Source organism: Serratia sp. DD3 (assembly GCF_000496755.2).
Genome location: NZ_AYKS02000047.1, coordinates 190,140 through 209,247 on the forward strand (window position 1 = coordinate 190,140; position 19,108 = coordinate 209,247).

The window sequence follows — 19,108 nt, forward strand, 5'->3', positions numbered from 1 at the left end:
GGGCGGATTGTGTTCAGAGTGAATATTTGCAAGGATTGTCAATTGCTCCTGGTGAGATCAGGAGCAACTATTGACCAAGACATACATGTGATTGAGTTTAGCCGGTATCAGCAAAGGAAAAAGTGATTCAGGTACGCTAGTGCATGAGCTAGACACTCACGCCTTCAACGTATCAAGATAATCTGCCCATTTTTGCAACCAGATCTTACATTCTTTATCGTAGCTATAGAGATCGTAGGTACCTTCGATACCCTTGCGGGAGTGGCCTAAAACGGCCTCTGCAAACTCACTGGGGCATACAAGACGGGCCAAGCCAGTACGCACGGTTCGACGTAGGTCGTGTGGCGTCCAGCGAGGTATATCAAGCATTTTCCCCAACTTGCGTAATCGATCCGTCCCTTCGTTCAAAAAATGCTGCGTGATCGGCTTAGCACTACCACGGGAAGCAAACAAGTGATGAGTCAGTGAAGAAGAGAGGTGCGATTCAAGAAAGATAATTGCCTGACTCGATAACTGAACATGTCGTTCAATACCTGTTTTCGTTTCTCTCAGGTGGATGGTACCCTTTTGAAGATCAACATTGTCCCACGTCAGTAGTAAACATCCGGGCAACTCACCTTGCTGCAGCTAATAACCCCTTTCATTATTCTCGATATTGAATAACAAGCCTGAGAATAGACCATGCAATACAGTAAAGAGGAAAAACAGCAGCATCTTGATAACTGGAGAAACAGTGGACTCTCCCAATCCGCTTACTGCCGTGAAAATAGCGTGAAGTTAGCCACTTTTCATTATTGGAAAATGCAGGCTGATAAAGCGGTTAAAAGCCCGGTGACTCCTTTTATTCCCACAACCGTGAAAGCGTCATCGGGCATCATCTCGGTTAATACACCTGGCGGGTTATCTATTTCCTGCCAACTGCACCAGTTGCCCCAAGTTCTTCAGGCACTCCAGACATGTTGATCCCTGAACACGTCTGGATTGCTCGCCAGCCCGTAGATATGCGGTGTGGGGTGGATAAGTTAACCCAATATGTTGCCGAACATCTCGGTCAGACCTGGCAAAGTGAAGCCGCGTTTATTTTCTGTAATAAAGCACGCACTCGCATCAAGTTGTTGCGCTGGGATAAGCACGGGGTCTGGTTGGCGGTACGTCGATTACATCGCGGTCATTTTGTCTGGCCTCGAGAAGGTGACACCACCTGGACACTGACCACCGAGCAATTTTCGTGGTTGATAAAAGGCATTGACTGGCAACAGGTCGAAGGCCAAATTTTGACGAAGTGGCAATAAAAATAACCACATAATCATTTGATTTAAATGATGATATTTAATCAATGTGGTAATATGATTGCCATGATGACATTGCCGTCCGACCTGACTAATGACCAATTACGCACGCTGGTGATAAAACTCCAGCGTGAGAATACTCGTCTGGCTGAGTTGCTGGCTCAGGCACGTCAAGCCCGGTTTGGACGCAAGGCAGAAAACTTCTCACCCGCTCAGCTCAGCCTGTTGGATGAGGACAGTGAAACTGATATTAGTGCGCTGGAAGCTGAACTGGAAAAAACCTTGCCCGCAGCACCACTGGCTACGGTAAATAAACCCAAGCGCCAGGCATTACCCGCTCACTTGCCACGTGAAGAAATCAGGCTAGAGCCGGAGAGCGCAAACTGCCCACAGTGCGGTGATCCACTGCGTTTTCTCCGTGATGAAATCAACGAGACACTGGATTATATTCCGGCACAATTTATTGTCAGAAAAACGGTGCGTCCACAATACAGTTGCCCGTGCTGCCAGACGGTACACAGTGCCGAGTTACCGGCGCAGGTGATTGATAAAGGTCAGGCTGCCCCCGGTTTATTGGCACATATCACCATCAATAAATGTGTTGACCATCTTCCGCTGTATCGGCAAAGCCAAATCTTCGCTCGCGATGGAATAACACTACCAATCAGTACATTGTCTGACTGGATGGGTAAAGTGGGTGTTGCACTCAAACCCCTTGTCGAACGGTTGCATGCGTTACTCTGTGAGCAGAAGGTATTGCACGCTGATGAAACGCCACTCACCCTGCTGGCAGGTAAAAAAGGCACCACACAGCGTGGTTATCTCTGGGCGTATGCTTCTCCGGCAGCGGCAGAGCAGCGTATGGTGATGTTTGATTGCCAACCTGGACGCAATGGGGGCTATGCACAGACTTTTTTGACCGGTTTTACCGGTACGTTGGTTGTTGATGACTATGCTGGCTATAAAGCACTCTTTGCTTCTGGCGCAATAAAAGAAGCCGGGTGCCTTGCCCACGTCAGACGTAAGTTCTTTGAGCAATACAAAGTTAACCATCACCCACTGGCCAAACGCGTACTGGACGGCATCCGCGAGTTGTACAAGTTAGAGCGGTTGATAAAAACGCGAACAACCCAAAATCGGCAACGATGGCGAAACCGTTATGCCAAACCGCATCTGGCTACGCTGCATGCCCTGTTATTAGCACAACAACATCAAGTTCCTGGTAACTCGGGGATCCACAAAGCTATCCTGCATGCCTTGAAACGCTGGCCAGCCTTGCTCTGTTATCTGGATGATGGCGCGATCCCCATTGACAACAACCATATTGAAAACTGCATCCGTCCTGTGGCATTGGGTAGAAAAAATTGGCTCTTTGCAGGTTCACTGCTGGCCGGGCAGCGCATGGCCGGTATCATGAGTCTGCTACAAACCGCCAAACTCAATGGTATAGAACCCTTTACCTGGTTGAGCTTCGTTCTTACTCATATACCGACATGGAAAAATAGCCAACTGGACGAGCTGCTACCCTTCGCAAAAAACACCTTCGCCTAATTAGTACGAACAGAATAACCAATAAGGTTATTTACGCAAGGTGAGACCACCGGATGCTTACACTGGTCTTCGGCGATATGGATCTGTTTGAGATCCAACCCGGCTCTTCGCCGCGAGGATTGTTGGCAAAATACCTGTTTGCTTCAGACAACAACGCATTGCACTTTGAGTATCAGGAACGTAAAGATTTAAGCGGGGCACAGACACAAATCTCGACACTGCACGGTGTAGCACAGCATGATGCGTTTCTGAACCAGACCTTCGGCACTATTGGGAAGAACATTACCATCGTCTCTCCTTGGTTGACCTGGCAAAAGCTGGAACAAACAGGCTTTCTGACGTCGATGATCCAAGCGCGCTCGCGCGGCATTGATATCACCGTGGTTACGGACAAGAATTACAATACTGAACACGCCGATTACGAAAAGCGCAAAGAGAAGCAGCAGCGTCTTCACGCTGCGCTGGAAAAACTGAACGAGATAGGCATCGCGACGAAGCTGGTCAATCGTGTTCACAGTAAAATTATTATAGGGGACGAGGGGCTATTGTGTGTCGGGTCGTTTAACTGGTTCAGCGCCGCGCGAGAGGAGAAGTATCAACGGTACGATACGTCGATGGTGTACCGTGGCGAGAGCTTAAAAAGTGAAATCAAAACGATTTATACCAGCTTGGAACAGCGTCAGTTGTAAGATTGAAGCTAGTAATTTTGGACGGTATCGGTGTTCGGCGTACCAAAGTTAAAGCCAATGCGATGAATCACCATATTCATTGGAACCCGGTGCCAAGTAGTAGGGTTAGACTCTTGGTTACAAACGGGGAGATTACGCTTCTGCTTGGCTATGTTGTAACGCTTTGCAGATGAAAGGTTGATTTCAGGGGTAATCACTTACAGTAAACGGGGATTACTCTTTCACGTTTATGGCGTAAAATGACGGTATTTACGTTTTTATCTATCGGGGTTTCTTGCATCTATGACTACTCTCGTTTTCTCCTATTCCCATGCGGATGAAGCATTACGCAATGAGCTTGAAAAACATCTGTCGCCCTTGAAGCGGATGGGAAAGATCACCACGTGGCATGATCGCCGCATCGTTCCAGGGCAGGAGTTTGAACACCAGATTGACCAGTATTTTTCCGAGGCTGATATTATTCTGCTGCTGATCAGTAGCGATTTCATCGCGTCTGATTACTGCTATCAGGTTGAGATGGCTAACGCGCTAGAGCGTCATCAGCGGGGCGAGGCAGTAGTCATCCCGGTGATATTAAGAGATTGCGCCTGGCATCGGTTGCCATTTGGTAGCATTATGGCGGCGACAATCGACGGTAAGCCCATAACTAAATTTGCCAGCCACGATGAAGGTTATGTTCAGGTTGTTGATGCGGTATCTCGTGCCATTGCAGAAATGGAGACGAAAAAGCCTCAGCAGAGTGTAAATGTTCATTCTCCTGCTTCAATCCACCCAGGTCTTCAGGCGACAAATACTATATTTACGCCGCGATCTAGCAACCTTTCTCTTTCAAAGAGTTTTACCGATCTCGATAAAGATCGGGCCTGCCGTGAGGGTTTCGAATATGTTGCCCGTTTTTTCGAAAATTCATTGGCCGAACTCAAAAAGCGCCATGCGGGGTTAGAAGTTGATTTTTACCAACGTGACGCTGATTCCTTCAATTGTGCTGTTTATATAAATGGTAGCAAAGTTGGTCAGTGTGGTATTTGGCGCGGCAGTCGAAATATGGGATTGGGTGATATTTGCTACAGTCAGAATGGCGTGAGCCACAATAGTTGTAATGAAAGTCTGAGAGTTGCTGATAATGGGCAAATTCTTGGTTTCCGTCCAATGATGGGTTTTTTGGGTTCTAGGGGCTCGCAGGATTCACTGCTTACCAATGAAGGAATGGCTGAGCATCTCTGGGATATGTTTTTTAACTCAATTCAGCAGCGTTCCCGCTAAACACTCACTTACCAGACGTTGGTACAGGGTAGGGATTGCAGGAACTTTGAAGTCACGTATTCAGAATGTAGCGTTTGTGATGGGTGACTGTTGTCATAGCCACAAGCAAAAGCACTGCTAACAAAAATTTTTGTACTTTATGCTGCTGAAAATGCTCGTAGACCTGATTAAACAAATCTGCCACATCTATTGTGAACTGCACCACATCTCCACCAGCATCCTTGCCGTAGTGGCGCAGTTCACCCGGTAACGCGTTACGCTTTTTTGCGCATCTTATCGACCCATTCGTTCATCATTTCTGCTTCGTAGAGAGAGGTTTCCGTCCAATCACTCTGTGAGCGTAAATAATAGACATAGGGCTGTGTGTCGAATGCGTGTTGCCCTTCAGGCAACGCCAATGGGAAGAATTGATCCACATAGGTCATGCATATCAACCACCATTCCAACTGCTTAAGCATATCGTTATCGCCTTGTTGCACGAAAAGGCAGCCAGGATACTGATACTCGGTTTGCACACGGGTATTTGCATGGTAACAGCCATCACCTTTTGTCACCGTGTTTTGCCAGTATTCACCGATGTGTTTCGCCAGTATCGGCCCGGTGTCAGGATCTTCGGTAGGGAAGAAAAACGTGCCATGCAGGTAATAGCCTTTTTGATGGCCATATTCAAGATACCAATATGCCCCCACGCAATGCTCAAATTCCGGTATGCTGCGCAATTCGCTTAAAAGTTGTTGGCGATCCTGCAGCATCCGTTCCAGTGGAGTATCCGCGAACAATCACCGTTTATTACGCCTATCGATATTCTCCGGGCCAGACAGGCAACGGGGTTGATGAAACGCCGGGGTTACAAGGCCATCACCCATATCACCAATGGTAAAAATCAACGACAGGTGACACATCCGTGAAAATCGACCTGAATATTGAAGCCGACAGTATCCTCGTACTGGGATTGAACATGGGGAGGATAGCCGTTGATGTTGATAGTATCGAGCTGGCTGAATTGATGAAGGCGGTCAATAACCACGGTTATTCGCTGCAGAAAACCAGTGGATCCGAATACGCCAGTGTGACTTCGCCTTGCTCATTACCCCTTGCAGAAGGGCTACAAATCCTCATTGACTGGTTGCAGGACAATATTGATTGTCACTCAACGCTCATCTTCGATAACGATGAAAAGATGACCGACTCCAGCAAACTGTTGCCTTGTGTGGAACAGGCCTTGAACATGGTTCTCAACCTTCAGTCCATGGCAAATCAGTCAACGTAATAACCGCCATAACGTATTCCCCCTAAACAAGCATCAACGCTACCCACTGGGTGGCGTTTTGCTTAAATAAAGGAAACTAAATCATGTCAGCATTCACCCACACTGAACCAGAAGTGTTAACCGGCCATACCGAAGTTATCTGTTCCACCAGCATTGAACGTATCGTTACTGGTCGTAATGCCGCGCTGGAACAGATCAAAGCCCTTATTCACCAGCTTGAGAGTATCTAGGCCATCACCAGCAGTATTGGCGGTGGAGTGGCAAGAGATTGGGCCATGCGACAAGACTTCCGCTGCGGTTGCTGGCTTATGGAAAAAGCAGAAACGGCCATGAAAGTGATCACCCGCAATCTTGATCGCGTTATATGGCGGGATCTGATGAAGCGCTCCGGCATGCTGAGTTTGATGGACGCTCAAGCCCGTGACCAGTGGTACAGAAACCTAGAGGGGGATACTATTCCTGCCATCAGCGAAGCCAGCATACTCAGTACCTTTGAGCACCTGCATCAGAACAAAGATGAAGTATTCGAGCGAGGGGTGATCAACGTCTTCAAATCGCTCTCCTGGGATTACAAAAGCAACCATCCCTGCAAATTTGGCAAGAAAGTGATCGTCAACGGTTTGGTAAGTTACAACCAATGGGGGTTTACGCTGAACCACAGTTACCGGCGGGACCAATTAGCGGATCTTGAACGAATGTTGTTCCTGTTGGAGGGCAAAGCGATACCGGATAATCGGAGGGATGTCACCGCTCGGCTGTATGATCATATCAGTGCCCACCGACTGAGGGCGGAGGTTTATGAAGATGAGTATTTTACAATCAAATATTTCATGAAGGGGTCAGCGCATCTGACATTTAGAAAGCCTGAGTTGATGGACAAGATGAACGATATTATTGCCAAACATTACCCTGGCGTGCTGCCGGAACGGGTATAAGCCAACGGTACATGTGAGATTGCATTGGCTGTAACTTTATCTAAGGGTGCCCTCTGGTAGGGCACTATTAAATCTGGCTGCCGGTTAAGTTCCAAAAGCAAACGCTTATAAAGGGAAATACGCGATCATTGCAGGGATTATACCCGATTAACTTGAACATCACAGAACTCCAGCCTTCAGAAGCAAGAGGGACAGCTTTTATGCGATCACAAACGAGCTTATCCTTACTGGAATCATGTAGGCGTTCGAGTTCGATTTTCTGTTCTGCGGTGATAAATATCATCATGGCAAAAAGCCATGATCCTCGTAGCGAACAAAATCAAGCATTTTCAATGATCAAGGGGTAAATTAATGGGCCAGCATTTCATGGACAATTTGTTCTTTACTTAAGGAATATGGATAATAAGTAGGCCAGTTATTCATCTCTTTCAGTAAAATATCCTGAGACTTATCACCAGTATAAATATGAAAGTGCTGAGATTTTCGTGGTCCGATAATATGGTCGCTAAATTGAACATATTTAGGTGCTTTGGACTGACTGTCTTGGCATTCAAACAGATAACGCACGCCCTTTTTACCAGAAGGGTAATTCAATATTTTAAATCCTGAGTATGCGTACTTACATGAATTAACGGCATCACCCTTATGAAAATCAATGACATTGTTCTCGATGCCTATCATATCAACATCTGTCGCATAGCCCTCTTTATAATAAGCTTTGTACTCTTCCTGCGTTTTATCGCCTTTTTTCGCTTTTTGAGCTAAAACAGGATCTAAATCCCCATTTAGTAAATAAGAATTTAACGACTGCCAAACGCCATCCCAATCGCTCAGCTTTCTGTCTTTTACTTCTTTATCCTCAAAAATACCTTCACTGGCTTTTTGTTCCACTTCGGTTAGCGGTATTCCATGACTATGGGCGTTGGCAAATGATGGAATGCCAGTCAGTAATATTGCTAAGCCGAGTAGGTGGGTAGGGATAATATTCGGTGTCATCAATTACTCCTGATTAGTTAATTATAATGTATCCTTCATACTTCAAGTTGCTTGGGTGTTGGCTGCATTACTTGGCCCACAAAGTGCGGGGCTGCTGCAAGCAGATTTGTCACTTACCCTGCTGGTCAGCGCTTGCCGCCTACAAACAACGCGAATTATTTCAAGTATATACCTTTGATATCCGGTTGAGTTGGATACGTAATATCACTCTTCATACCAAGGCTCGATAGGGTCTGGATAGGTGCGCCACTTCTCGGGCCCTTCCGCCATTTCCTGGTCCGTGAGTAGCGCGGCATCAAGTCGGATGCGTAATACGTTTTCATTCATTTCCATCCCGATAAAAACCAGCTCCTGACGAGCATCTCCTACGTTATCAACCCAATGGGAGGCGATAAAGTTGCGGGATTCTGTATCCGTTGGCCACTCCTCTTGCGGAACGCTTACCCACCACATTCCCCCAAGCCCCTGATGTGCTACACCCCCTGCCTGTGACCATGTACCGGCATATTCCGGGCGGCTGGCGAGCCAGAAATATCCTTTTGACCTGATGACACCGGCCAACTCATTTTCCATGATCTGCCAGAATCGGGTGGGGTGAAAGGGACGACGAGCCCGGAATACAAAGCTGGATATACCGTATTCCTCAGTTTCAGGCAGATGTTCACCACGTAATTCTTTCAACCAACCGGGGGCCTGTGCCGCCTTATCGAAATCAAACAGACCCGTGTTAAGTACCTGATCCAGTGGAACCACGCTATATTGCGCGTTGATGATTTTTGCCACGGGATTAAGAGAGCGGATAATGGCGACGAGTCGCTCTTTCTGAGCCTGATCTATCAGATCGGTTTTGTTGAGGATAAGCACGTCACAGAACTCAATTTGCTCAATAAGCAGGTCTACAACGCAGCGTTCGTCCTCTTCCCCTAAAGATTCACCGCGTGATTGAATACTGTCTTCAGATTCATAATCGTTTAAAAAATTCCAGGCATCTACAACCGTTACCATGGTGTCCAGTTTGGCAACCTGCGACAGACTTTCTCCATCATCACCGGCAAAGGTAAAGGTTTCAGCAATCGGTAAAGGTTCCGAAATCCCGGTTGATTCGATCACCAACTGGTCGAAACGCCCCTCTTTGGCCATCCGGTTCACTTCCAGTAACAGATCTTCGCGTAGCGTGCAGCAGATGCAGCCGTTGGTCATCTCTACAAGCTTTTCTTCTGTCCGGGAAAGTTCTGCACCACCATTTCTGACCAAGGCCGCATCGATGTTCACTTCAGACATATCGTTAACGATAACTGCAATGCGCCTGCCTTCACGGTTATTTAAGATATGATTGAGCAGCGTGGTCTTTCCTGCTCCCAAGAAGCCAGATAAAACGGTAACGGGTAGTCGGCTATCTTTTTTCATCTCTACTGAAACGTCTGACATCGCTTACGGTTCTCCTACCATATTATTGACAGATTTTAACCAGCCCATCTGTCACGTCTGCTGGTTGAGATAAATCTCCCCAGACGTTTGAGAAGCATCAATTTTTGCTTTATTTGTTATGTTATAACGTTATAAATGTAATTACCAGTTCGACAGTGACAATTTATCCGGGGCCTTGGGTTGTCAACGCCAAGATTTATGACCAGTACTGTGCACACGATTATCGTGCCATCCAGCGCCAGTTAGGCATGAAGACGAAGGGTAGTCGGTGATGATGAAGATTCGACTGTTGCCGGAAGGCGGCGTGATATACGGCCTTCATCCTGCCAAAGCCGTAGCCATTTGAAGATAACGTTATCATTGACGCCGTTTTCACGGGCAATCTGAGCAACGCAAGCTCCGGGACGGGAAGCCAGTTCAACCATACGGAGCTTGAAGTCATTCGAATAATTCTTACGGGGATCTTTCGCCAGGATTGGGATCCCATACTTAGATGTCCGTCTGTACAGATGGACGTCTAAGTTACCAGTACTGGCTTAATGACTACGCACGGCGCTGGGTTTACGCTTACGCATTCTGAGAATGCATATCCAACTGATTTTAAATGGAATATTTAAAAAACCTGAACCATTCACCAAATGACATTGTAAACAAAAAGATACGGTGTGGCGTATAAGAACCGCCGTATTAAGAGGCGCATTTGACGCGTTTCGATGATCATACTGGTCGACTGAGGCTTTCTTTCCAACATGTCTTCCATCAAGAAGACATGTTGGATTGTATTAACGTCGTAATACCCCCTTGATATTGCGTTTTATAGCAAGAAAGGTCAGGAGCATCCCCGAAAGTGTAAAAAATAGCGCTACGATGGCCGATATGCGCAACAAAATGCCATTAAAGCTCTCACCGTCACGGTAATCCATTATATGCAAACGCCAGAAAAAATCGTAAAGAGCCCAGAAGTTATTACGTGCCGATAAATATTCCCCCGTCCTGCCATCGAAATAGAGGCGAGTACCATAGTCATCATCGAACTGGACTTGCCAGACCCCCTTCTTTCCGTACATCTCATCAACAATACCTAAGCGGTATTCTGTGCTATCAAGGCGCTTTATCCGCTGAATTTTCCCCTCCCCCTGGTGCAGTGTTTTTGCAAATTGTGAAACCTGTTCCTCTGTTACTTGCGGGAAAGATTGGCCATCAATGGTCATGGTGAGAACATTTCCTGATGCTTGCTGAAGTCGATAAGCAGGACCAATGGCGCTGACGAAAGTTGTGATGTTAGTTATATCTTCACTGCCTAAGGTTGATAGATGCTTTTGCCAGCCTGTAGGGAGTATCACCGTTGGCTTGACCAAAACGTTCCCACTTTTAGTGATTTCATTAAAAGGAATAACGGAGAAAACAACCCCACCTAGTATCCATAAAAAAAGCTGAATGAACATAAGGTAAGAAAGATAGCGATGAAGTTTTAAAGCGAATTTTTTCCAGTTTTTCATGATGATATAGTTATTAGTGTTAAGGTTGAACTGAACATACTAGTCGCGCTAGAACCATTTTTTAAGTGAGCAGTCGAGACGCTAAAAAATAAAATATGACGTAATAACAAGGCATTATCCCCATGAGAATATGAAGGACTGACTATCAACGATATTCGAAGCAATCCAAAACTAAAAACCCATTGATTATCAAAAAAATTGATCGCCTTGGCGGCGACCGCCAAGGCGAGATCACAAGGGTTAGAACTTCACGTTAACTTTTGCCCACAAGGTGCGCCCCGGTTCATTAACAGACGTATTCGCGGAATAGCCGAAACTGCTGTTTCCAGCAAGGTTCAGGTGTTCGCTGTAATCCTTGTTGAACAGGTTATCGACACCCGTGCTGACTTTGACGTACTGATTGACTTTGTACGCCGCATTCGCAGAAAAGACCGCAAAACCCGGGCTGGCGGCAAAATCCTTGCCAACGACATTTCCTTCATTCTCGGCGATCCGGTTCTGGCTGCTGACCAGACGCAACAAACCGGCACTGCTCCAGTCCCCTTTTTCCCATGACAGCCCTAGGCGGGCTTCCAGCGGTGGGATTTGTGGCAATGGTCTGCTGTCACGGGTATTTTCAGCCCACGAATAAGCAAGGCTGGTCTCGGTTTTCCAACTGTCCGTCAGTTTATAACTGAAGCCAGTCTCTCCCCCCGTAATACGGGCATTAACGTTATCGGCTTCGCTAACGCGCGCATTGTTGGGATCATAACGGAACAGAATAAAGTCGTTAACATGCCCAACGTAGGCGGACACCCACCCGTTCAGTTTCTTGGTGCTGTACTGTGCACCTATATCCAACTGAGTGGTTTTCTCCGCTTTTACACTATTAAAGGAGCTGGTATTGCCACCAGGCCCATAGGTTGGAGAGAACAGTTCCCAATAATCAGGGAAACGCTCGGTATAACCCACACCGGCATACAGCATCAGTGGCATGTCTGCCAGCGAGTGTTCTATGCGGGCAAACCCGGCATGTAACACATCGTTACGTCCTGCAAGGCCGGTGTCGGTAAAGTTATCTACCAACACACGATCCAGACGCGCACCGCTAACGACTTTATCCTGATCGGTGGCTGTCCAGGTCAACTCACTAAAAACGCCATAATTACGGAAGCGAGCATCTTTCACCCAGCTATCGCTTTCTTTATTACGGTGCGTGTTCTGTTGCATGTCTGCGCCGCTTTCAAGTTTGATATCGCTCCACAGCCAAGTTCCCATCATGCGGCCACCGACGGTCCGGCGATCAAGTTGCATAGCCATGGGCATGCTCATATTCATGCTCGAACTGCTCGCCGTGTTCATTGAGGATGACATGTCCATAGCCGATGACGTCCCCATGCTCATTGATGAACTGTCGTGCATGGCGCCCATGGACGAACCCATGCCGCCCATTAACATACTGCCGGGTGATCTCAACGAAAAATTGTCCATGATATGGTCGGCATAATTGTAATAAGTGCTGGCTTCAAATTTGTCGAACATGTCCCCGATGTTGGACTTTTCAAAGCGCATCCCTAGGCTTTCGCGTTTGAATTGCGAACCATCCATACTGCGCCCGGCATAACGCGCTTCGCCATCGCCTTGCCCTGCGGTCAGCTCCAGCCAGGTGTCTTTATCCGGCGTCCACCCCAGTGCCATATCCGCGTTCCACTTATCCCACTGAGAAGGAACTCGCTGGTTGTTACCATCCTTGTAGTCGTCAGAACGTGATTTGTTGCCGATCAGGCGCAGGTAACCTTGCTCATTCCCCAGACTGAGATCCGCATTTTGATCCCAACGATTATTTGATGCCCCGAGCAGGCTGGCATCCCCCTGAATACCGGCTTTCTCAAAAGAAGGTCGCTCACGTTCGAAATGCACGGTTCCTGCAGAGTTACCCGGCCCCCAAAGCACCGTTTGTGGCCCCTTGGTCAGCGTCAGCAGATCAAAACTTTCCGGTGAAATATAGGAGCTCGGTGCATCCATACGCGCGGGACAGGCTCCGAGCATTTCACTGCCGTTGGTCAAAAGGCGCAAACGCGAACCGAACATACCGCGAAAAACCGGATCGCCATTGGTTCCGCCGTTACGGATTTGAGAAAACCCCGGAATGGTTTTCAGATAATCAGACCCGTCACTGGCCGGAACCGGCTGGCGCGGTGTTTTAGGTGAAGTCACGATCGTCAGTGGAGAAATGGCTGGTGCAGTAACCACCATTACCGATGCATCATCTGGGGTAGCCGCGCTATTCTGATGTCCTTCATGGCCGTCTTCAGCCTGAACAAACGCGGGTAAGGTGAACATCAAGGCCATCATCGTTGCCAGCGGTGATAAAGAGAATCGAGTATTTTTCATGGTTAAAGCCTGTTTTTATCGGCCTGCCTTTCCCAAGCAGGCACTCGCTGACCACCATATGGAATGGCCAACATAGAGCGTCGCAAAACGGTGAGCCTGTATCCGGCTCTGTTTCGCGATCGGTAAATTATTGTCTTGCTGAACGGCAAAACTTAATGCAGTGAAAACAGGCTAGGCGGTGCTCGGGGCTGGTATTCGGAGTAACAAGCGGACAGTAACGGAGCAACAATGACAGGCAAAAACGGTGCCTGTGAAACAAGCCGTATCAGCCAGATAAAAGGAATGAAAACAGTCTGAATCAGCGGTAAGTGAATGAGGAGCTGACAATAGCCGCAGGCGATGTCCTCCATCGGTGAACTGCCCGGCTTTGAAGCCAGGTGGTGGGACATGCTCTGGGAGACAGCGCAGGCACTGTCCAAAGAAGCATGGAGCTCATGCTCCATACCTGGCATGGCGTGATGCATGGCCGCCATATCAGGCATATTATTGTGTGTGCTGGCGATCGCTGCCGAACAAGGCTGACTGGCACGCTGGTGATCCAGCGATTTCGAAATCACTGGAGCCACGAACAACATCAGTATTGCCAGCAACGCCAGATAAATGGGGGACTGGCGGCGAGAAAGTGAAAAAAGCGATAGCACCCGAACAACCGCACTTTAAAAAAATGTTGCGCTATAGTACCGAATGAGAAAGGGGATTGTTACAAAAACTCTATTCATCTATCAAAATAAAGAAGTTGATCATGGTTCAATACGAAATCCCATCTCCAATCCTACACAAATCCGAAGGATCACCAGATGCTGTATCTGACACTAAAAGTGGCAGAAAACCAAGGTGCCCTATGCGCAACTTGTAGATCCTGTCGTTCAGGTTATGCTTTACAAGATAACATAACGCAAACTTGACAAGTCATGAGAACACAATCGGTAAACATAACGCTGAAAAGCACTATTGGCATCGGAATGGTAGGAATACTACTCGTTGTATCGTTGTGTTTAGTTATTCATCACTGGGCTGATTTCGTGCAGTTTTGCATCAATATGCAGATTTACATGCACCGTTCTCTGATAACTTACCTTTTGCAACAACGGGAACATCAATACCGCGGTGGAGTGATGCTGGCATTGGGTAGTTTTGCCTATGGATTTCTTCACTCGATTGGGCCAGGACACGGTAAGTTTGTCATCACTACCTATCTGGCCACTCATCGACAACAGTTGCCGCGTAGTCTTTTGATTACTCTACTCGGTAGCCTGTTGCAAGGCTTGATGGCTATCCTATTCGTTCTGATATTAGCGATTACCCTCAATTTTTCAATGGGCGATCTTAGCCTTAGTCGCTATTGGGTAGAGAAAGGGAGCGCTGTGTTCATAGCCTGTTTTGGTCTGATACTTTTATGCCGTGCCAGCGGAATGCAGTCGCATAGATCATCTACGAAAAGACCATCGGCATTCCGTATATTACAGGGATCATCCGTATTACCCTCTGCTATAGCCTCACGAGGATACAGTCACAATGGACAGTGCGATTGCGGACATCGGCATTTACCTAGTGTCAGTGAACTGACGGGTGACTGGCGCCATACTCTTTGGGTAATTGCCGCCATCGGTATACGCCCTTGTAGTGGTGCAATTATGATCCTGGTTTTTGCCAATGCAGTTGGCATATTTACCTGGGGAGTGATTTCCGCCATGAGTATGGCGTTGGGCACCGCGCTCTCGATTATGATCTTGGCAACACTTGTGCACCATCTGCGGGAGCGTTTCATTATTAATACCAGTAGTGCCGTCTTGAATGCTTATCTTCCGCAGGTTGCACGAGTAGTCATGATGACGGGGGGGATCATTCTACTGTTGTTTGCGTTGGTCTTATTCAACTCCGTGATCCCAGTCAGCTTCAATGGTGATTTTATTTCTGCAGGTTGCTAAGAGTGCATGTGTACCATTGCTAACTGGTAGCGATGCCAGTTCACTCTCATCGGCAAGGGTCAGCAGTTGGGTAAACACCTGTATCAGGTAGTCAAAGGGAACAAGCCCATTGGCTTTTGCCGTTTCAACAAGACTATACGACCGCGAACCGCTGCGCGTGTTTGACAGCATCCAATTTTTTCTGCCAATGACAAATGGCTTGATGGCACGCTCCAGCCGTTTATCTTGTGGTGTGCTGTCGAGTGCCAATCGTTTTTTGGCATTGAAAAAAGCACTGCGTGTGATGTTGTGTCGTTTGCAGAACTTAGATTGATTGAGCCCGGAGCGTTGCTGTGCGTTGAATAATTCACACTACACCTCGGGAGTTCAAGGGTTCTTCTTTGCCATATTGCCTCTCATCTTCTGTGAATTTGAAAGACAAGAGCATGATATCTCATCGCATTAAACGGAAGGTGTGGTACTAGCCACGCTTACAGATGAACGATATTTTCGCCAAACATTAACCGCATATCCAAACCCACTGACATCCCCAACCGTACTCTCGGCAGTTCAGAAACTCCTGATGTATTAATTATTACAGTTGTAGATACATTGTGTATCCTATACAGTGTATATACTTGCTTAAGAGAGGTAATGAAAATGGCTACTGTAACGTTAAAGAAATGGGGTAACAGCCCATCAATCAGGATACCGGCCAGCATCATGCAAGCGGCAGCATTGCATGTTGAAGACAAACTTGATTTGAAAATAAACGAGGAGGGGCAGATCGTTTTGATCCCGGTAAAAACGCAAGAATATTCCCTCGAGTCGCTGTTATCCGGCATCACACCAGAGAACCTTCACGAAAAGGTAACTTTCGGTGTACCCGTTGGAAAGGAATTACTCTAAATGGTTTCACGCTTTGTTCCCACTTGCGGGGATCTGATCTGGATTGATTTTGATCCAGTAGAAGGCCACGAACAGGGAGGTTACCGCCCAGCCGTTGTGCTTAGCCCTTTTTCCTATAATAATCCCGTTGGCCTGCTGCTTTGTGTTCCCTGCACCACGAAGGTTAAAGGTTACCCCTTTGAGGTAGAATTATCGGGCAGCCGCGAAAGCGTAGCCCTTGCTGACCAAGTGACCTGTGTTGACTGGAGAGCGAGGAAGATAACTAAAAAAGGCACAGTGACGCCTGCTGAACTGGCAGAGATTAGAGCTAAAGCCAAGGCGCTAATCGGATGATGGATACGCGCCGGAAGATAACTGATGCTTGATATGGGGCCGTGTTTTGGAACCACCCTGAACCACATTTAATACTCTGACAGGAGAAAACAGTATCGAACCTATTCCCTTTTTGATGCCAAACCATCCGGGTGCCCTATTGGTGGCCCCTTGAATTATCGAAAAATAATATCTTTAAATAACATAGGCCTTATTGGTTTATTCCGAGTCCGCATCGATATTCTGTATTTATGTTTCCCATCGCTCCCAAATATAGTGTAAAGCTCCCACCAACGTCCGCTTTGCACTACTGCTGCCATGCGCAACCGATGATAAAAATGTGTACTCTTATCCAGGCACGCAATGAGCTTCAACGTGGATCTCTGGCATACTACGCGGATACAGCATTGTAAGTCGGATCAAAGCGGAGGGCGGCATGACAGATAAACACTTAACCCAATCCCCTGCAGGTGAATTTGTTATGTTCGCCAGCGATGACGGTGAAGTACGCGTTGAATGCCGCTTTGAACAAGAAACACTATGGCTACCTCAAGCGACTATTGCGAACCTTTACCAGGTCACTCCCCAAGCCATCACACAACACATTAAAGCGATCTACGAAGGTGAACTTGAGCAAAACGCAACCTGTAAGTCTTACTTACAAGTTCAACAGGAAGGGAGCCGTCAGGTAAATCGTAATATGCTTCACTACAGCCTGCCCGTCATTCTTGCTGTTGGCTACCGCGTTCGTTCACCTAGAGGTACCCAATTCCGCCAGTGGGCAACCCAAACGCTCCAGGAATACCTGATCAAAGGTTTTGTGATGGACGATGAGCGGCTGAAAAATCCGCCCGTGGGTTCCTCTGCCGTGCCTGACTATTTTGACGAGATGTTGGAACGCATCCGCGATATTCGTGCCAGCGAGCGGCGGGTTTATTTGCGGGTTCGGGAGATTTTTGCGTTAGCCGCCGACTACCAACCTTCACTCAAAGAAACAACGCTGTTTTTTCAAACCATCCAGAACAAACTGCATTTTGCCTGTACCGGTCATACTGCTGCCGAACTGATCCACCAACGTGCTGATGCCAGCCAGCCCCATATGGGCTTGAGTAGCTATAAAGGTGAAGAGGTGCGTAAAAGCGATGTGACGGTGGCGAAAAACTACCTCAATCAAGACGAAGTCAGCGAACTTAACCGCGTGGTCAACATGTGGCTGGATTTTGCCGAAGATCAGGCCAGGCGTCGCCAGCAGGTGTTCCTGCGTGACTGGCAGGAAAAGCTGGATCAGTTCCTGCAATTTAATGACCGCGAGGTTCTACAAGGAACAGGCACGGTAAGTAAGAAAACGGCAGATGAAAAAGCGCAGGCTGAATACGTCCAGTTTGCTGAGCAGCAACGCCGCTTAAAAGAAGTTGAGGGGGAAAAGGATATCGCCGGTTTACTGCGGTGGAAAACCGATACCAAAAAATAGCTTCAATGCCCCCAGTTTCCACAAGCAAAATTTTTTGGGGGCATTATAGGGGGCACCAACCAAAATCCAACACGATAAAATTAAGTAAATTCAATAGCACTAGCGATCAAATGCGACTCCTGTGATCTCCGCCAAATATTCACCGCCCCCGTTAAATCAAAAAATCTCAATAAAAAAATCATTACGATATTTCCACCGAAAGATCGGGATACCATCCCCCTAAATAGATGTTCCTAATACCGCTACACTTGATCTTTTTGGTAGCTGGGAGTGATCAGGAACGCCGGCACGCAGTAAACCTCTCCCTGGGGGCTTGTATCGCGCGTCCATGCGCGCCAAGGTCGACTAACTTGCCTCACTCCCACCTGTCGCACTATTACGCGTAGTTATTTAGATTTCACCCGCATCTCGGCTGTTCCTAAGCAACCGCATCACCTGGTAATTACGGGTCGTTAACGGGAATGGGTTCGCAGAATAGAGTGCTTTCCTGGCTTCGACTCTTCTCGCCTGCTGGTGATAGTTCGCAGTTCAGTTTCACTCGGTCGTTTCTTGAATAGCCCGAGAAAACCCCGCCAAGGCGCTGACTGGTGTAAATGCTAATTTCTTGTCCCTGATGGTCAGTTGTTGTCAGCGACCAGTGACTCAGGCGGTCTTGTGGCCCTACGGGAATAAACACATGCCAATTACCCTTTGGTGCCATTGAAAAATGCCCGTTGCTGTCGGTTTGTGCCGTGGCGATTTGGCGGTCGAATTCAGTTAACGAAACCGCTACCCCGGCCAGTGGCTTTCCAGCGTTAGTCAACGTGCCCTCAATCTGCGGGGTGGGGTAATCATGGTAAACGCAGCCGCTGAGCAACCATGGCAGAGCAAAGATGGCCAGGCTTGTGATGCGGAATGTGGTAACTGACATGGCGCGAATCCTTTTGCGTTCTGATATTTTCCTGTTGCGTGGTAGCAGTATACGCGGGCGACACAATGCACGAAGCAGACTCATGCGGCGATGGAAAAGTGCCCGTTGAGTACCGTTTTGAACAAGAAACGCTGTGGCTTCCCCAAGCGACTATGGCGAACCTTTACGATTTTCTGCAGGATACGCTTAATGAACAAGTCTATCTGACCAGCTCGTTATTCATTAAAAACATAGCGTTAATTTAATATTCAGCATCTCTCCTCTTGGTTGAAATATAAAAAAAAGAGTCTACGCTTTAATAGAGAT

The 19,108-nt window shown here is 47.5% G+C and carries 18 protein-coding genes and 6 pseudogenes; 13 read left to right on the top strand and 11 right to left on the bottom strand.

The genetic code is table 11. The features are described from left to right. Window positions 1-156: 156 nt before the first annotated feature. Entirely contained in the window at window positions 157-612 is a 456-nt protein-coding gene (locus tag IO95_RS23980) for a tyrosine-type recombinase/integrase (RefSeq protein WP_072011655.1), read from the bottom strand. A 69-nt stretch (window positions 613-681) separates the two neighbouring features. Between IO95_RS23980 and IO95_RS08395 the strand changes: the two genes are divergently transcribed. The 5 genes and pseudogenes from IO95_RS08395 (at window position 682) to IO95_RS08415 (ending at window position 4,792) form a co-directional block, all read left to right on the top strand. Beyond that, window positions 682-963, top strand: coding sequence for a hypothetical protein (locus tag IO95_RS08395; protein ID WP_023492905.1), 282 nt, complete (start codon window positions 682-684; stop codon window positions 961-963). After that, a complete protein-coding gene (gene tnpB / locus IO95_RS08400; protein WP_023492906.1) occupies window positions 957-1,292 on the top strand; it encodes an IS66 family insertion sequence element accessory protein TnpB in 336 nt (111 codons plus the stop codon). Before IO95_RS08395 ends, tnpB begins: the two co-directional genes overlap by 7 nt. A gap of 54 nt (window positions 1,293-1,346) precedes the next feature. After that, entirely contained in the window at window positions 1,347-2,840 is a 1,494-nt protein-coding gene (locus tag IO95_RS08405; protein ID WP_051791153.1) for an IS66 family transposase, read from the top strand. A 62-nt stretch (window positions 2,841-2,902) separates the two neighbouring features. After that, window positions 2,903-3,529, top strand: a pseudogene (locus tag IO95_RS08410) (phospholipase D-like domain-containing protein); the annotation flags it as partial. Window positions 3,530-3,811: 282 nt separating this feature from the next. Continuing rightward, window positions 3,812-4,792, top strand: coding sequence for a toll/interleukin-1 receptor domain-containing protein (locus IO95_RS08415; RefSeq protein ID WP_023492581.1), 981 nt, complete (start codon window positions 3,812-3,814; stop codon window positions 4,790-4,792). 254 nt (window positions 4,793-5,046) lie between these two features. Here IO95_RS08415 and IO95_RS08420 read toward each other — a convergent pair whose 3' ends face one another. Beyond that, window positions 5,047-5,544: a hypothetical protein gene (locus IO95_RS08420; protein WP_037384781.1), complete on the bottom strand. Its 498-nt coding sequence runs from the start codon at window positions 5,542-5,544 to the stop codon at window positions 5,047-5,049. 9 nt (window positions 5,545-5,553) lie between these two features. On the opposite strand from IO95_RS08420, the pseudogene IO95_RS23985 reads away from it, so the two are divergent. The 3 genes and pseudogenes from IO95_RS23985 to IO95_RS08430 all read left to right on the top strand — a co-directional run. Then, a pseudogene (locus IO95_RS23985) lies at window positions 5,554-5,700 on the top strand (TA system toxin CbtA family protein); the annotation flags it as partial. Further along, window positions 5,697-6,062 (top strand): DUF5983 family protein, encoded by a 366-nt coding sequence (locus IO95_RS26310; protein ID WP_037384783.1) that lies wholly within the window; start codon window positions 5,697-5,699, stop codon window positions 6,060-6,062. The pseudogene IO95_RS23985 and the gene IO95_RS26310, both read left to right, overlap by 4 nt. Window positions 6,063-6,145: 83 nt before the next feature. Next, window positions 6,146-6,997 (top strand): annotated as a pseudogene (locus tag IO95_RS08430) (DUF4942 domain-containing protein). Between the two features lie 157 nt (window positions 6,998-7,154). Here IO95_RS08430 and IO95_RS25115 read toward each other — a convergent pair. The 7 genes and pseudogenes from IO95_RS25115 to IO95_RS08460 all read right to left on the bottom strand — a co-directional run. Next, window positions 7,155-7,283, bottom strand: a pseudogene (locus IO95_RS25115) (IS630 family transposase); the annotation flags it as partial. A gap of 62 nt (window positions 7,284-7,345) precedes the next feature. After that, window positions 7,346-7,993 carry a metal-binding protein ZinT gene (zinT, locus tag IO95_RS08440; RefSeq protein WP_037384785.1) on the bottom strand — a complete coding sequence of 216 codons (648 nt, stop codon included), beginning with the start codon at window positions 7,991-7,993 and terminating at the stop codon, window positions 7,346-7,348. Window positions 7,994-8,197: 204 nt separating this feature from the next. Next, window positions 8,198-9,421 carry a zinc metallochaperone GTPase ZigA gene (gene zigA, locus IO95_RS08445; RefSeq protein ID WP_023492827.1) on the bottom strand — a complete coding sequence of 408 codons (1,224 nt, stop codon included), beginning with the start codon at window positions 9,419-9,421 and terminating at the stop codon, window positions 8,198-8,200. Window positions 9,422-9,687: 266 nt separating this feature from the next. Further along, a pseudogene (locus IO95_RS23995) lies at window positions 9,688-9,908 on the bottom strand (transposase); the annotation flags it as partial. A 295-nt stretch (window positions 9,909-10,203) separates the two neighbouring features. After that, entirely contained in the window at window positions 10,204-10,920 is a 717-nt protein-coding gene (locus IO95_RS08450; RefSeq protein ID WP_037384788.1) for a hypothetical protein, read from the bottom strand. A gap of 240 nt (window positions 10,921-11,160) precedes the next feature. After that, window positions 11,161-13,155, bottom strand: a complete 1,995-nt coding sequence (locus IO95_RS08455) for a TonB-dependent receptor domain-containing protein (protein ID WP_369794339.1) — start codon at window positions 13,153-13,155, stop codon at window positions 11,161-11,163. 290 nt (window positions 13,156-13,445) lie between these two features. Then, complete coding sequence (locus IO95_RS08460; RefSeq protein WP_152554915.1) at window positions 13,446-13,934, bottom strand: DUF2946 domain-containing protein; 489 nt, start codon at window positions 13,932-13,934, stop codon at window positions 13,446-13,448. A gap of 270 nt (window positions 13,935-14,204) precedes the next feature. Between IO95_RS08460 and IO95_RS08465 the strand changes: the two genes are divergently transcribed. Continuing rightward, on the top strand, window positions 14,205-15,221 hold the full coding sequence (locus IO95_RS08465) for a nickel/cobalt transporter (protein WP_037384791.1): 1,017 nt from the start codon (window positions 14,205-14,207) through the stop codon (window positions 15,219-15,221). A gap of 63 nt (window positions 15,222-15,284) precedes the next feature. On the opposite strand, the pseudogene IO95_RS26440 reads toward IO95_RS08465, so the two are convergent. Beyond that, window positions 15,285-15,446 (bottom strand): annotated as a pseudogene (locus IO95_RS26440) (transposase domain-containing protein); the annotation flags it as partial. A 414-nt stretch (window positions 15,447-15,860) separates the two neighbouring features. On the opposite strand from IO95_RS26440, the gene IO95_RS08475 reads away from it, so the two are divergent. From IO95_RS08475 to IO95_RS08485, 3 genes are all read left to right on the top strand, one after another. Further along, on the top strand, window positions 15,861-16,109 hold the full coding sequence (locus IO95_RS08475) for an AbrB/MazE/SpoVT family DNA-binding domain-containing protein (RefSeq protein WP_023492664.1): 249 nt from the start codon (window positions 15,861-15,863) through the stop codon (window positions 16,107-16,109). Continuing rightward, window positions 16,110-16,442 (top strand): endoribonuclease MazF, encoded by a 333-nt coding sequence (gene mazF / locus IO95_RS08480; RefSeq protein WP_023492663.1) that lies wholly within the window; start codon window positions 16,110-16,112, stop codon window positions 16,440-16,442. Window positions 16,443-16,857: 415 nt separating this feature from the next. Continuing rightward, window positions 16,858-17,892, top strand: a complete 1,035-nt coding sequence (locus IO95_RS08485) for a virulence RhuM family protein (protein WP_023492662.1) — start codon at window positions 16,858-16,860, stop codon at window positions 17,890-17,892. 442 nt (window positions 17,893-18,334) lie between these two features. On the opposite strand, the gene IO95_RS08490 is transcribed toward IO95_RS08485, so the two are convergent. Next, window positions 18,335-18,802: a DUF6795 domain-containing protein gene (locus IO95_RS08490; RefSeq protein WP_023492661.1), complete on the bottom strand. Its 468-nt coding sequence runs from the start codon at window positions 18,800-18,802 to the stop codon at window positions 18,335-18,337. A gap of 65 nt (window positions 18,803-18,867) precedes the next feature. Here IO95_RS08490 and IO95_RS26445 point away from each other — a divergent pair, with 65 nt between their 5' ends. Further along, entirely contained in the window at window positions 18,868-19,047 is a 180-nt protein-coding gene (locus tag IO95_RS26445; protein ID WP_037384798.1) for a hypothetical protein, read from the top strand. Window positions 19,048-19,108: the final 61 nt, after the last annotated feature.